Source organism: uncultured Corynebacterium sp. (assembly GCF_902782855.1).
In the GTDB taxonomy this organism is placed as follows: domain Bacteria; phylum Actinomycetota; class Actinomycetes; order Mycobacteriales; family Mycobacteriaceae; genus Corynebacterium.
Map to the genome: position 1 here is coordinate 1 of NZ_CACZOO010000286.1, position 13,702 is coordinate 13,702.

Annotated in this window: 12 protein-coding genes; 7 read left to right on the plus strand and 5 right to left on the minus strand. The window is 69.1% G+C overall.

The window, feature by feature from the left end:
• A partial coding sequence (locus QZV72_RS11645) for a PucR family transcriptional regulator ligand-binding domain-containing protein (RefSeq protein WP_297008664.1) occupies positions 1 to 1,233 on the minus strand: 1,233 nt, incomplete at its 3' end.
• Between the two features lie 150 nt (positions 1,234 to 1,383).
• Here QZV72_RS11645 and gabT point away from each other — a divergent pair.
• Both gabT and QZV72_RS11655 read left to right on the plus strand, forming a co-directional pair.
• A complete protein-coding gene (gene gabT / locus QZV72_RS11650) occupies positions 1,384 to 2,721 on the plus strand; it encodes a 4-aminobutyrate--2-oxoglutarate transaminase (RefSeq protein WP_297008666.1) in 1,338 nt (445 codons plus the stop codon).
• A 104-nt stretch (positions 2,722 to 2,825) separates the two neighbouring features.
• Complete coding sequence (locus tag QZV72_RS11655) at positions 2,826 to 4,277, plus strand: amino acid permease (protein ID WP_297008667.1); 1,452 nt, start codon at positions 2,826 to 2,828, stop codon at positions 4,275 to 4,277.
• 119 nt (positions 4,278 to 4,396) lie between these two features.
• Here QZV72_RS11655 and QZV72_RS11660 read toward each other — a convergent pair whose 3' ends face one another.
• The 3 genes from QZV72_RS11660 to QZV72_RS11670 are packed head-to-tail and all read right to left on the minus strand — an operon-like array spanning position 4,397 to position 6,943.
• Positions 4,397 to 5,794, minus strand: a complete 1,398-nt coding sequence (locus QZV72_RS11660; RefSeq protein ID WP_297008670.1) for a GntP family permease — start codon at positions 5,792 to 5,794, stop codon at positions 4,397 to 4,399.
• Entirely contained in the window at positions 5,791 to 6,339 is a 549-nt protein-coding gene (locus tag QZV72_RS11665; protein WP_297008671.1) for a gluconokinase, read from the minus strand. Before QZV72_RS11665 ends, QZV72_RS11660 begins: the two co-directional genes overlap by 4 nt.
• Positions 6,340 to 6,382: 43 nt before the next feature.
• Positions 6,383 to 6,943 carry a carbohydrate kinase gene (locus QZV72_RS11670; protein WP_297008672.1) on the minus strand — a complete coding sequence of 187 codons (561 nt, stop codon included), beginning with the start codon at positions 6,941 to 6,943 and terminating at the stop codon, positions 6,383 to 6,385.
• A gap of 84 nt (positions 6,944 to 7,027) precedes the next feature.
• On the opposite strand from QZV72_RS11670, the gene QZV72_RS11675 reads away from it, so the two are divergent.
• On the plus strand, positions 7,028 to 7,366 hold the full coding sequence (locus tag QZV72_RS11675) for a lipase family protein (protein ID WP_297008674.1): 339 nt from the start codon (positions 7,028 to 7,030) through the stop codon (positions 7,364 to 7,366).
• Positions 7,367 to 7,463: 97 nt separating this feature from the next.
• On the opposite strand, the gene QZV72_RS11680 is transcribed toward QZV72_RS11675, so the two are convergent.
• The gene (locus tag QZV72_RS11680; protein WP_297008676.1) at positions 7,464 to 7,652 is read right to left on the minus strand and encodes a hypothetical protein; all 189 of its coding nucleotides are present in this window, start codon (positions 7,650 to 7,652) and stop codon (positions 7,464 to 7,466) included.
• Between the two features lie 450 nt (positions 7,653 to 8,102).
• Between QZV72_RS11680 and QZV72_RS11685 the strand changes: the two genes are divergently transcribed.
• From QZV72_RS11685 to QZV72_RS11700, 4 genes are all read left to right on the plus strand, one after another.
• Entirely contained in the window at positions 8,103 to 8,810 is a 708-nt protein-coding gene (locus tag QZV72_RS11685) for a hypothetical protein (protein ID WP_297008677.1), read from the plus strand.
• A gap of 66 nt (positions 8,811 to 8,876) precedes the next feature.
• Positions 8,877 to 11,195 carry a glycoside hydrolase family 3 C-terminal domain-containing protein gene (locus QZV72_RS11690; RefSeq protein WP_297008678.1) on the plus strand — a complete coding sequence of 773 codons (2,319 nt, stop codon included), beginning with the start codon at positions 8,877 to 8,879 and terminating at the stop codon, positions 11,193 to 11,195.
• A 31-nt stretch (positions 11,196 to 11,226) separates the two neighbouring features.
• Complete coding sequence (locus tag QZV72_RS11695) at positions 11,227 to 12,591, plus strand: lipase family protein (RefSeq protein ID WP_297008679.1); 1,365 nt, start codon at positions 11,227 to 11,229, stop codon at positions 12,589 to 12,591.
• Between the two features lie 195 nt (positions 12,592 to 12,786).
• Positions 12,787 to 13,662 carry an SDR family NAD(P)-dependent oxidoreductase gene (locus tag QZV72_RS11700; protein WP_297008680.1) on the plus strand — a complete coding sequence of 292 codons (876 nt, stop codon included), beginning with the start codon at positions 12,787 to 12,789 and terminating at the stop codon, positions 13,660 to 13,662.
• Positions 13,663 to 13,702: the final 40 nt, after the last annotated feature.

Consider the following 13,702-nt stretch of genomic DNA (forward strand, 5'->3'; position numbering starts at 1 on the left):
ATAGGGGCCGGCGACGGCGCCGGGGGCCAGGGACCGGGCCGCCGTCTCCAGTCGACGTACCCGGTCCATCGTCACCTCGTCCCAGGCCACCGGCTCCCCCACCGCGATCCGCACCCGGTGTGCCGCGGGACCGAAGGTCGACGCCACCGCATCCACCGACCGGGAACCACGGAACAGGAACAGCATGGTGGAGGTGTCCAGTTCGGTGGCGAAGAGGTGACGTCCACTGTCCGCCGTCGCCCGGTCCGCGGCGGTCAACGCCTTGCGCAGGTCAGCGACCCGGTCCGCGGCGACGACCGTCGGACGTACCCGCCCGTCCCCGTCGGCCGCCTGATCGAGGATCTGCCCCACCCCACCCGCCCCGCCGGAGCCGGTGACACCACCCAGGCCCAGCCGCATCCGCAGCGCCAGGGAGTTCAGCTCGGTCCGGGCCCGACGCAGGTAACTCGGTCGCTGCAGCAGGATGTCCGCCAGACCGGCGGCGTGTTTGAGCACCGCCCGGTCGTGCGGACTGAAGGGATGGTCGGCGAGCACCGTGATGAAGTGCACCCGCTCACCCTGCGGAGTCATGCGCTGCGTCATCCGCCACACCGCCTCCGCACCGGAACCGTGGTGGTCGGCACTGCTGCGGACCTGCTCCCGCCCCACCTCGACGGCGCTGAGCAGGGTGCCGTTGCCTGCCGTCCGGTCGCACCGGCCCAGCAGCCGCGCATCATTGTCGGTGACGGCCACCGCCCCGGACAGGTGGGACGCGGTGTCGGTGAGCAGGGCGTCCATCCCGCCACGCACCGCCGCGGCGGAGAGCTGTTCCTGCACGGCGATGAGATGCTCCCGGTCGCGACGGTCGCGCCGGGCGCGTTCCTCGGCGACGGTGTTGAGGATCGAGATGAACGCGGTGTGCCGGGGTACCTCGAACAGGGCGATGCCGCCGTCACGGCAGGCGGAGACCAGCGCGTCGGGGACCTCCGGGTAGAACAGGCCGGTGCCGAACCCGACCGCCGTGACCTGTGCCTCGGCGAGGTGGGCGACGTAGGCGGGGAAGGGGGCCTCCTCCCTGACCAGTGCGACGCCGACGGTGAGGACGACCGCGCCGGGCAGCAGGAATTCGCGGGGGTCGGTGAGTTCGGTCGGCTGGATGACACTGAACTCCGCGGTGGTGTCGGTGGTGACGACCGGGTGCAGATCGAGGTGCTGCTGGGCCTGCAACCAGGACAACGGAAAACTCTCTGGCATGGCCGAAGTGTACAAAAGGAGACTGATTATTCGCCATCCGGGACATCAGTACTCCGACGTGACGAAGACCATAATCCCGGGGAGTAGAAGTTCATCCGCCGGAACCGGTCCGATCACCGCCTCCCGGCACAACCGTCACAGGAGCCTCCCATGCAGGATCTCACCTACCGTCTGCCGCAGGAGCGGAAGATCACCGGCCCGTTGCCCGGCCCGGCGTCCGCGGCCCTGGCAGCCCGCACGTCCGCCGCCGTCGCCCGCGGCATCGCCCCGGCACTCGCCGGCTACGTGGTGGACGCCGACGGTGGTGTCCTCGTCGACGCCGACGGGAACTCCTTCATCGACTTCGCGTCCGGCATCGCCGTGACCAGCGTCGGCGCATCCAATCCGGCCGTCGTCGCCGCCGTGCAGGAGTCCGTCGGGCACTTCACCCACACCAACTTCACCACCTCGCCCTACGAGTCCTACACGGCCGTCGCCGAGAAGCTCAACGAGATCACCCCGGGTGACCACGACAAGCGCACCGTGCTGCTGAACTCCGGCGCCGAGGCCGTGGAGAACGCGGTGAAGATCGCCCGTAACTTCACCGGACGCGACGCCGTCGTCGTCATGGACCGCGCCTACCACGGCCGCACCAACCTGACCATGGCCATGACCGCGAAGAACGTGCCCTACAAGTCCGGTTTCGGCCCGTTCGCCTCCGAGGTCTACCGCGCCCCGATGAGCTACCCGCTGCACGACCGCCTCACCGGCCCGGAGGCGGCCGAGCAGACCATCTGGCAGATGGAGAAGGAGATCGGCGCCGAGAACCTCGCCTGCGTCGTCATCGAACCGATCCAGGGTGAGGGCGGTTTCGTCGTCCCCGCCGAGGGTTTCCTCCCGGCCATCGCCGAGTGGTGCCGCGCCAACGGCGTCGTGTTCATCGCCGACGAGATCCAGGCCGGCATGTGCCGCACCGGTGACTGGTTCGCCGTCAACCACGAGAACATCGTCCCGGACATCATGACCACCGCCAAGGGCATCGCCGGCGGTATGCCGCTGTCCGCCGTCACCGGCCGCGCGGAGATCATGGACGCCCCCGGCCCCGGCTCCCTCGGCGGCACCTACGCCGGCTCCCCGGTCGCCTGCGCCGCCGCGCTCGCCGCCCTGGGCCAGATGGAGGAGCTCGACCTCGCCGGCCGTGCCCGCGAGATCGAGGCCGTCGTCCGTGAGATCCTCGAGCCGCTGGTCGGTGAGACCGACGGCCGGGTGGCTGAGGTCCGTGGCCGTGGCGCCATGCTCGCCATCGAGATCGTCGACGCGTCGGGCGCGCCCGACGGCGCAGCCGTCAAGGCGATCGCCGGCGCCTGCCAGGCCGCCGGCCTGCTGACCCTGACCTGCGGCCTCAACGGCAACGTCATCCGTCTGCTGCCGCCGCTGGTCATCCCCGAGGCCCTGCTGCGTGAGGGCCTCGGTGTCCTCGCCGGCGCCGTACGCGAGGCCCTGGCCTAGGAAGCCCCCGGAAGTCCCAGTACATTCCAGGATGACCCGGGAACCCACCGAACCACGACCACCAGCGCCGAGTCCAGGCGCACGACACGACTGAAGGAACACCAGTGAGCACTTCGACCGACACCGGAGAACAAGGCCAGCGCGGCCGCACCCGGAAGGAGGCGAAGAAGCTCGCGAACCGGCACGTCACCCTGATCGCGCTGGGCGGCATCATCGGTTCCAGTCTCTTCATCGGCTCCGGGAACATCATCCGTTCCACCGGGCCCGCGGCGATCCTCTCCTACCTGCTCGGTGGACTGCTGGTCTACCTGGCGATGAAGATGCTCGGCGAGATGGCCGCGCACCGGCCGACGGTCGGCTCCTTCATGGACTACGCGAAGCACGGACTCGGCGACGGGGCGTCCTACCTCGTCGGCTGGCTGTACTGGTACTTCTGGGTCGGGGTGCTCGCCTACGAAGCGGTCATCGGCGGAGAGACGATGCACGGCTGGTTCTCGGCCGTACCGAGTTGGGCATGGTCGCTGATCCTGCTGGCGGTGTTCGTCGGCTCGAATGCGGTCTCGACCCGCAGCTTCGGTGAGATCGAGTTCTGGCTCGCCGGGATCAAGGTCATCGCCGTGGTGGTCTTCCTCGTCGCCGGTGTGCTCTTCGCCCTCGGTCTCTGGCCGGACTCGGAGTTCTCCGTGCAGAACCTCTGGGACCACGGTGGTTTCGCACCGAACGGTATCGGACAGGCGCTGACCGGTGTGGCGATCGTGATCTTCGCCTACTTCGGCACCGAGATCGCCGTCATGGCAGCCGCCGAGTCCGAGGACCCGGGCAAGTCCGTGCGGCGTGCGACGAACACCGTCGTGTGGCGCATCCTGCTGTTCTTCGTCGGCTCCGTCGCCCTCATCGTCATGATCGTGCCGTGGGACGAACTGCCCGAGCCGAAGGATGTCGCCTCAGCCCCGTTCACCTACGTCTTCGAGCTCTTCGGTGTGCCCGGTGCGGCGAACGTCATGCAGCTCATCATCTTCACCGCGGTCCTCTCCGTGCTGAACTCCGGGCTGTACTCGGCGTCCCGCATGCTCGCCGCGATGGGTGACCAGGGCTTCGCCCCGAAGGCCGTGACCGTGCGCAACAGGCGCGGGGTGCCGCTGGTGGCGCTGGTGGCGTCCACCGTCGGGGGTGTCGCCGCGACCATCGTGAACTTCGCCTTCCCGGACACCGGCATCTTCGACTTCATCATGAATTCCTCGGGTCTGGTCGCCCTGTTCGTCTACGTGATCATCGCGCTGACGCACTGGAACATGCGGCGGAAGATGACGGACGCCGAGGTCGCCGCCCTGGAGATGCGGGCACCGCTGTATCCGTGGATGAACTTCCTGCTCATCGCCGGTGTGGTCGCGATCTTCGTGGTGATGGTGGTGCAGGAGTCCAGTCGGACGCAGGTGTGGACCAGCCTCGTGGCCACCGGCGTGGTGGTCGTGCTGTGGCCGCTGGTGAAGCACAACCTCGCGAAGCGGAAGGCCGCCGCGGCGTCCTCCCCCGCGGACGCCGGCACCGGCGCGTAGGCCCGCCGGGCAAGTAAGTACGGGGAGAGGTCACGTCCGGATGTCCCGGACGTGACCTCTCCCCGTACTTTTTCCGTGCCGGGGCTGTGGTGTCCCGGGCCCCGGTCGGACGACCGGGGTCAGATCACCAGGTTCAGCAGCAGCACCATGACCAGTGCGGTGACCGACAGCACCGTCTCCATCAGCGACCAGGTCTTCAGCGTCTGCGGCACGGTCATGCCGAAGTACTCCTTGACCAGCCAGAACCCGGCGTCGTTGACGTGGGAGAAGAAGACCGACCCCGCGCCGATGGCCAGCACCAGCAGTGAGACCTCCGCCGGGGCCGCCCCCTCGGCCAGCGGCGCCATGATGCCCGCCGCGGTCACTGTCGCCACGGTCGCAGAACCGGTGGCCAGGCGGATGAACACCGCCACCAGCCAGCCGGCGACGAGGGTGGAGACCGGGGCGTCCTGCACCCGGTCGCCGATGATGTCCGCCACGCCGGTGTCGACCAGGGTCTGCTTGAAACCACCGCCGGCACCGACGATGAGGATCACCCCGGCGATCGGTCCGAAGGACGCCCCGACGGTGTCGGAGACCTCCTTGGCGGTGCGGCCCTGGAAGAAGCCGAGCAGCGTCATGCCGACCAGTACCGTGGCCAGCAGGGCGACGATCGGCTCGCCGAGGAACTCGAAGGTCCTGTAGGCCACGGAGTTCTCGTCGACCCCCGTGGACTCGACGACGGTGCGTGAGAGCATCATCACCACGGGCAGCAGGACCACGGTCAGGCCACGGGCGACGGAGGGCTTCGGGCCGGCGTCCTCATCCTTGTCCGCCTCGACTGCGGCGGCCGGCGCGGGAATCGGCACCCACCTCGCCATGACCTTCGCCGACAGCGGTCCGGCGACCGCGACGACCGGGACCGCGACGAGCAGGCCGAGCGCCAGGGTGAGTCCGAGGTTCGCCTGCAGGGCGTCCACCGCGATGAGCGGGCCGGGGTGCGGCGGGACCAGGGCGTGCAACGCGGACAGTCCGGCGAGCGCCGGGATACCCAGCAGGATCAGGGGCAGGTCGGACCGGCGGGCGGCGAGGATGATGACCGGGATCAGCAGCACGATCCCGACCTCGAAGAACAACGGGATGCCCAGCAGCATCGCCAGTCCGGCGATGACCCAGGGCCGCCACCTCGGGGCGGTGCGGTCGAGGAAGGCGTCCACGATGGAGTCCGCCGCGCCGGAGGTGACGAGGAACTGACCGACGATCGCGCCGAGGGCGATGAGTACGCCCACGTCACCGACGGTTTTCCCGAAGCCGGAGGAGAAGGAGGTGAAAGTCTCGACCAGGGGGATCCCGGCGACGACGGCGAGGACTGCGGAGCCGAGCATGAGGGAGAGGAACGGGTGGACCTTCGCCCACACGATCAGGACGATGATCAGCGCGATGCCGACGACAGCGGAGATGATGAGGCGGGAGTCAGAGGCGGAGGTGAGGACCTCCGCGTCCGCGGCGAGGAGCCCGGGGGTTCCGCCGGCGCTCACGAGGTGACCTGTCGACCCAGACCGGCGGCGGCCAGCACCTCGGCGGCGAGGCCCTCCGGGTCGGCGGTGGCGTCGAGGGTGAGACCGTTCTCGTCGTCGGTGAGCGGCTCCAGGGTATCGAGCTGACTGTCCAGCAGGGACGCCGGCATGAAGTGTCCCGTGCGGCTGTTCAACCGTTCCAGCAGAACCGGTGCGGGAGCCTGGAGCTCGACGAAGAGGACTCGGCCGCCGTGCACCCCGTCGGCCGCGCGGAGCACGTCACGGTAGGAGTGCTTGAGGGCGGAACAGGTGACGATGGAGGAGTCGCCGTTGTTCGCGTGACCGACCATCCAGTCGGCGAGACTGCGCAGCCACGGCCAGCGGTCATCGTCGTTGAGGGCGTGACCGGAGGCCATCTTCTCCTTGTTGGCGGCGGGGTGGAAGTCGTCGGCTTCGGCGTAGGGGAAACCGGTGGTCGCGGCCAGGCGTTCAGCGAGCGTTGTCTTGCCGCTGGCGCTCACCCCCATGATGACGAGGTGAACGGGTTGCAGGGTGTTCTCGGACATGTTCCGGACTCTACCGGCGAGACGGTGCCCCGGGCAGGTGAACCTAAGCGGGAGGGACCGGATGAGCGTGCCGCAGCCGGGCGATCGCGACCACCACGAGGTCTGCGACGTCCCCCGGCTCTCCTGAAGCGTCCACGGTGGTGCCGTGCTCGTCGGCCTCGAGCGGCTCAATGCCGGCACTGTCCGCCCCTTCGGCCCTGTCGGCCCTGTCGGCCCTGTCGGCCCTGTCGGCACTGCCCGGGACTGTCAGTTCGATGAAGACGAGGCGGATGCCGACCTGCCCGGTGAGGGCGACGACGTCCTCGGCCTCGCGGAGGAGGTCGCGGCTGGCGCGGCTCAGCGGCGGGCAGGCGATGAGGGTGGAGGTGCCGGAGACCGCCCGGTCGGCGATCCAGTCGCGCATCCGGTGGAGTTGGCCGGTGAGGTCGGCGGCGCAGAGGGCCTGTCCGGTGGCGATCTTCCGCCTGGTGGTGGCCGGATGGAACGAGTCGGCGTCGGCGACGGGCATGCCGGTGCGTCGGGACAGATGCTCGGCGACGCCGGTCTGTCCGGTGCCGCACACGCCGGTGAGGACGACGTGTACGGGCGGGGTCTTCGTGGACATGGGGCACCACCCTACGCGGTCGCGCACGGGTAATGACAGTCACCGGAGAACCGCTACCCGGAGTTCGCCGCGGAACTCGATGCGGTGGTCTCGCCGCGTGGCCGGGAGATCCTGGATGCCGCGGCGGTCGGGTGCAATGACGATGTCGCCGCTCAGTTCGGGGAGGCGTCCACTGCGGAGATGATGCTCGGTGGCCGCCCGTTGGAGGAGGCGATGCTCGGTGGTCCGGTCGGGGCGTCCGCCATGGCCGACCAGCGGATCGGCGCGCCGGGTTCGCCGTTGCCGACGGCGCCGGTGATGATCATCTCCGGGCCCCGTGACGGGCTGGTGGAGTACGGGCAGGCGAAGCGGCTGGTGCGGGACTGGCAGGCGGCGGGGGGCGCCGGTGGTGTACCGGGACGATGTGATGCCGCAGGTCGGTGACTACAACCACTTCGTGCAGGTGGTCAGTGGTGGGGCGTTCGGTGTCCCGTTCCTGGTGGACAGATTCCGGGCTGTGGAAGGCGGGTCGCCGGAACCGTCAGAACAGTGAGCCTTCCGGGGGGACGCGTTGGAGTTCGTCGGTGGCGTTGTCGGGGACGGGCGCACCGGCGAGTTCGTACACCCAGCGCGGCAGGATCGTCTTGGTGTCCTGACTGGCGGTGACAACGGTGCGTGCAGCAGCTTTGCGCACCTTGGGGTCGGTGATCTCATTGAGTGACAGTGGCATTGTCGGTCCTCGTTTCTGATGTGGGGTCCATTGCTGTCGTCAGGGCCGCCCAGCGCCAGCATGATCAGAACATCTTGTTCGCTTTCGGTCGTGAACGGACTCGCAATCAGGATGTTGAGATGCGACCAGCCGAGAAGCTGGCGGGCCGGATCCTTACTCCGCCGCAGCTCCACCGCCCACGTGTACCTGGTCCACCACTGTGTCCGGTTGTCTGCGCCGGTCTTCTGCTCCTGGGCATTCGTCGACTGCCGAAGCACGGCGGTGTTGAGCCTGACGGTGACGACCACGGCGATGAAGCCGGCAGCCTGGATGAGCAGTTGCTCGGCCTGGAGCCTCCACGATAGGAACACATGTTCGATCGAGGACGAAAATCAGGTGCTGTCCGTCCGCCCCGGTTGTTACCGTTCTCCCACCTGTCCGACGGACACCAAGAACATCAAGGAGAACATCATGGACACGCACGACAAGATCGAGATCCGCATGCGGGACACCTTCCCCGGCCTCGGCACCGTCACCTGGTCGGAGATGGTGTGGAGCCATCCGATCCCCGCAGCCGAACTGGACCTGGCGCCGCCGGGCATCCGGAACGCCGCCGGAGGACGCCCCGGGCACACCGTGAGGATGCTCGACAACATCTGCTTCGGCGTCCCGCTGGTCTGCGGGGATCTGGTGGAGACTGCCCCGGTCCGGCCGGAGCACCGGTACCCACAGGTCACCAGGGTGGTCTCGATGCAGGAGGGCATCCTCGTCACCGCCACCGGGTACGCCGGGATCAGCCGGGAGGGTACGGGAATCCCGGTCGGCCCCGGGGCGAACGACATGGTCTGCGGGTGTGGATACTGTGACGGCCCCGGGCTCGACGAGCGCTGGTGGCGCGCCTGCCGGACCGGACTGGTCGAGCGCGGCGCACACTTCGTCGAAACCGACGGCGACCGTATCGTCGTCTTCTTCCCGCAGGCCCCGGGTGCCTCCCTCGACCGCGTCGACGTGACCGAACGCTGTTGCTCGGTGGGGATGGTGCGGGACACACTCCGGCTCCACGACCGGGCGGACCGGGAGGTCTTCTCCGGACTGCGCCTGGTGGGGTGCGGTGAACCTGGCGACGGCTTCGACGCCGAACCCGGCGCCGAACCCGGCGACGGAGGTGCCGCAGCCTGACCCGGTACCGGTCGCCGGTGTCCTGACCGTCGCCGAGGGGGTGGTGCTGTCGCGTACAAAGGGGTCATGAGTGACTCGCGCACCACATCCACCGACCTCAGTCCCCTCACCCTCGGCCAGCGCGCCGCGCTCGGCTCCGGCGCGGACTTCTGGACCACCAAGGAGATCCCCGGCACAGACACCACCCCCGCCGTCCCGTCGATCACCCTGACCGACGGGCCCCACGGCCTGCGGAAACAGGAAGGCGCCACCGACCATCTCGGCATCTCCGGTTCCGTGCCCGCCACCTGCTTCCCGCCGGCGGCCTGCCTGGGCCAGAGCTGGGACCCGGACCTGGTCTCCCGCGTCGCCGCCGCCGTCGCCGACGAGGCACAGGCAGCGGACGTGCAGGTCGTCCTCGGTCCCGGCATCAACATCAAGCGGTCTCCGCTCGGCGGCCGGAACTTCGAGTACTACTCCGAGGACCCCCACCTCTCCGGCGTCCTCGGTACGGCCTGGGTCAACGGCCTGCAGGGCCACGGCGTCGGCGCGTCGCTCAAGCACTTCGCGCTGAACAACCAGGAGGCGGACCGGATGCGGGCCAGCTCCGACGTGGACGAGCGTCCGCTCCACGAGCTCTACCTGCGCGGCTTCCGCCGCGTCGTGGAGGACGCCGCCCCCGCCACCGTCATGTGCTCTTACAACGCGGTCAACGGGGTGCCGGTCCGGCACAGCCGGGAACTGCTCACCGACATCCTGCGCACCGAGTGGGGTTTCACCGGTGCCGTCGTCTCGGACTGGGGTGCCGTCGGTGGCCGGGTCGCGGCCGTGCGAGCCGGCCTCGACCTGCAGATGCCCGCTGACGGCGGAGCGGCGGACGCCGAGGTCGTCGCCGCCGTCGGTGCCGGTGAGCTGGCGGAGGACCAGGTCACCACCGCAGCACAGCGCGTCGCCGACCTGGCGGTCCGGCTGCACGCATCCCACGATTCCACCGCCGTCTTCACCGACGCAGACATTGACGCCCACCATGACCTGGCCCGCGAGGCCGCCGCGTCCTCGATCGTCCTGCTGAGCAACGAGGAGGTCGACGGACGGCATCTGCTGCCGGTCGCCGCCTCCGGTGTGACCGGCTCGGTCGCCGTCATCGGCGCCTTCGCCGATGTGCCCCGCTACCAGGGTGGCGGCAGTTCCCACGTCAATCCCACGCGTCTGGTGTCCCCGCTCGAGGCCATCCGCGAGACCTGGCAGACCCCGGTGACCTACGCCGCCGGGTTCACCACCGACGGTGCGGGGGTGAACCCGGCGCTCCTCGCTGAGGCGGTGGAGGACGCCGCCGACGCCGACGTCGCCCTCGTCTTCCTCGGTCTCGCCGCGGAGCAGGAGTCCGAGGGCTTCGACCGTACCGGCCTGAGCCTGCCCGCCGAGCAGATCAACCTGCTGCGCGCGGTCCGCGCGGTCCAGGAACGCGTCGTCGTGGTGCTCGCCCACGGCGGCGTCCTTGACCTGCGGCAGGTCCGGAGGTACGCCGGCGCCATCGTCGACGCGAACCTCACCGGCCAGGCCGGCGGCACAGCGGTCGCCGACGTGCTGGCCGGTGTGGTCAACCCCTCCGGAAAGCTCACCGAGACTGTTCCGCTGCGACTCCAGGACACCCCCTCCTACCTGGACTTCCCCGGGGAGTACGGGAATGTCCGCTACGCCGAGGGGCTGCATGTCGGCTACCGCTGGTACGACGCCCGTGAACTCTCCGTCGCCTTCCCCTTCGGCCACGGGCTGAGCTACACCACCTTCGACTACGACGGGATCTTCGCCCAGCCCGACGATGACGGTGAGGGCATCACCGTCATCGTCGGGGTGACGAACACCGGGTTCCGTCGTGGCAGGGAGGTCGTCCAGGCGTATGTGGCGGTGCCGGAGTCCGCGGTGAAGCGCGCGCCGCAGGCTCTCGGTGGGTTCGGATCGGTGACCCTGGACCCCGGTGAGCGTGCTGAACTGGAGATCCACATCGACCGTCGCGACCTGGAGTACCGAGACACCCGTACCGGCCAATTCGTGGTGGAGCCCGGCCGCTATGTTGTCGCCGTCGGTGCGAGCAGCCGTGACCTGCGTGGATCCACCGAGGTGGAGCTGGAGGGCGAGAAGGTACGCGTCCCGCTGACGCTGAACTCCACGCTCGCCGAGGCGATGGCGAGTCCGGTGGTCGCGCAGGCGATCGGTCAGGCTACCGGTCAGGCGACGGGAGGTTTGGCCGGTGGCGGTGAGGACAGCGGGGACGCGTTCGGCGTCGACATGGCGGCGATGATGGGCAGCATCCCGCTCGACCGGATCGTCGGCTTCTCCGGAGGTCAGGTGGACGCCGCCCAACTTCAGCAGCTGCTGGACGCGGCAAACGGCGATTCACACTGATTTCCCCGGAGAACGGGATAAAGTTCCGTTCATGAAACAGACATGTCCCCGGTTCTCCGCGTTCACCCTGCGTTCCCGGCTCGGCGCAGTCCTGCTGGTCCCCGCCCTGGCCATCGGTGGCATGGCGGTCGTCCCGGCTGCCGCGGGTGCTGAGCCTGCTCCGGTGCCTGCTCCGGTCGTCGACGGCGACGCCGCCTTCTTCGGCCTGCCGGACCCCGCGTCCCTGGCGTCGCTGGCTCCCGGAACCCCGGTCAAGCAGCGCAGTCTCCCCGCCCGGATCAACAATCTCGGCGCCACCCCGGCGACGATGACCCAGGTGCAGTACCGCACGACCACCGTCACCGGGGAGCCGACGGTCGCGGTGGCCAGCGTGCTGCAGCCGCCGGAGGGGGTGCGGAGGACCGGGGACACGGTCATGTACGCCAGCTTCTACGACTCGATGAATCCGGAGGACGGGCCGTCGCGTGTGCTGGCCCGTGGCTCCCAGTCGGGCATGCTGGACTACGCCGAGGCGGCGTTCGTCACCCCGCTGCTCGCCGCGGGGCACACCGTGGTCATGCCGGACATCCAGGGTGAGCGCGGCATCTTCGCGGTCGGTAAGGAGTACGGCCAGATCATTCTCGACGGCCTGCGCGCCGCCCGCGACACTCCGGAGGCGGAGGTCGCGGCGGATTCCCCGACCGCACTGACCGGCTACTCCGGTGGCTCCATCGGTTCCGGCTGGGCGGCGATCATCGCCGAGGACTATGCGCCGGACATCGCGCGGAATATCGTCGGTGTCGCCGAGGGCGGGGTGATGGTCCGTCCGGAGCACAATCTCTTCTACGCGGGTGAGGGCGCGAAGTGGTCCGGTGTGGTCGGCATGGCGCTGTCCGGGATGGCGAAGGCCTACGGTGACGACCTCAGCCCCTACCTCACGGACCTGGGGAAGAAGGTTGTCGCGCAGATGGCCGGAGTCAAGATCGACGACGCGGAGAACACCTACGACCACCTCCGGTGGAACGAGCTGTTCCTGCCGCAGTACCCGACACCGGACGATGTGCCGCCGATCCGCGCGGTCCTCGACGACACGAACATGGGGATCGCCCCGGCGCCGGCGTACCCGTACTACATCGGCCAGGCGGGCGGCGGCGCCGACCAGCAGCAGACGCCGGTCCATCCGACACTCGGCGACGGCGACGGTGTGATGCTGCTCGGCGACACCCGTGGTCTGGCGCAGTACTACTGCGACGCCGGGACGACGGTGCGGTACGAGGAGTACCCGCCGATCGGCCACACCTACGCGGGTGCCTACTGGGCGACGCAGATGGTGCCGTGGGTCAACGCCCGTTTCGCCGGTCAGGGTGCCACGTCGACCTGTGGTGCGGTGCCGTCGGGTAATTCACTGACGGGGTAGGACGCTCTGCACGGGGCGCGGTCGGAGAGCGGGCCGCGCCCCTTCGTCATGTCTGAGTCACGCCGGACCATGAGATGCAGGTCACGGCAGGTGAGTTATCCGATAGGGAACAAAACCTTGACACAACGAGACCTGCATCACATAATACTGAGGAGTATTGCAGGTCAGAACACGAAAGGACGTGACATGGCAGACATGGAGCAGTTCAATGGGCAGGTCGCGGTCATCACCGGAGCGGGCGGCGGGCTGGGCAGGGCCCATGCCCTCGCCCTGGCATCCCGCGGGGTGAAGGTTGTCGTCAACGACCTCGGCAATGCCCAGGATGTCGTCGACGAGATCACCGCCGCCGGGGGAGAGGCAGTCGCAGACTCCACCGACATCTCCGACCGCGCCGCCGCCGCAGCGATGATCGGGGCCACCGCCTCCCGCTGGGGGCGCATCGACATCCTCATCAACAACGCCGGTATCCTCCGTGACAAGTCCTTCGCGAAGATGGACCTCGATGACTTCGACAAGGTCGTCGCCGTACACCTCACCGGCTCAGTGAACTGCACCAAGGCAGCCTGGCCGCACATGGTCGAGCAGGGCTACGGCCGGATCCTCATGACCACCTCCGCCTCCGGCATCTACGGCAACTTCGGCCAGGCCAATTACGGTGCGGCGAAGTTCGGCCTGGTCGGCCTGATGAACGTGCTTGCCATCGAGGGTACGAAGAAGGGCATCCGCGTCAACGCACTCGCCCCGACCGCCGCCACGCAGATGACCGACGGCCTCATCGCCGAGGACGCCGCCAAGCTCCTCGGCCCGGAAACCGTCGCCCCCGCCGCCGAGTTCCTCGTCTCCCCGGACGCGCCCACCGGCGTCATCCTGGGAGCCGGAGCGGGTGTCTTCGCCGTCTCCCAGATGGTCGAGGCCAACCCCGTCGCCCTCGGCGCCGACGCCACCGCCGAGGACATCGCCGCGAACTGGGCGGAGATCTCCGACATGACCGGCGCCCATCACCTGGGCTCAGCTTTCGACCAGACCGACCGCTACGTGCGTGCCGCCCTTGCCGCAGCGGAGGACGCATGACCACCACCCCACAGGCCCCCTCCGCCTTCGACATCTCCGG

What these genes read in the sequence shown, in the direction of transcription:
- gabT (WP_297008666.1), top strand. Translation starts at nt 1,384, where the DNA reads ATGCAGGATCTCACCTACCGTCTGCCGCAGGAGCGGAAGATCACCGGC.
- QZV72_RS11680 (WP_297008676.1), bottom strand. Translation starts at nt 7,652, where the DNA reads ATGCCACTGTCACTCAATGAGATCACCGACCCCAAGGTGCGCAAAGCT.
- QZV72_RS11700 (WP_297008680.1), top strand. Translation starts at nt 12,787, where the DNA reads ATGGAGCAGTTCAATGGGCAGGTCGCGGTCATCACCGGAGCGGGCGGC.
- QZV72_RS11665 (WP_297008671.1), bottom strand. Translation starts at nt 6,339, where the DNA reads ATGTCCGAGAACACCCTGCAACCCGTTCACCTCGTCATCATGGGGGTG.
- QZV72_RS11685 (WP_297008677.1), top strand. Translation starts at nt 8,103, where the DNA reads ATGGACACGCACGACAAGATCGAGATCCGCATGCGGGACACCTTCCCC.
- QZV72_RS11695 (WP_297008679.1), top strand. Translation starts at nt 11,227, where the DNA reads ATGAAACAGACATGTCCCCGGTTCTCCGCGTTCACCCTGCGTTCCCGG.
- QZV72_RS11670 (WP_297008672.1), bottom strand. Translation starts at nt 6,943, where the DNA reads ATGTCCACGAAGACCCCGCCCGTACACGTCGTCCTCACCGGCGTGTGC.
- QZV72_RS11690 (WP_297008678.1), top strand. Translation starts at nt 8,877, where the DNA reads ATGAGTGACTCGCGCACCACATCCACCGACCTCAGTCCCCTCACCCTC.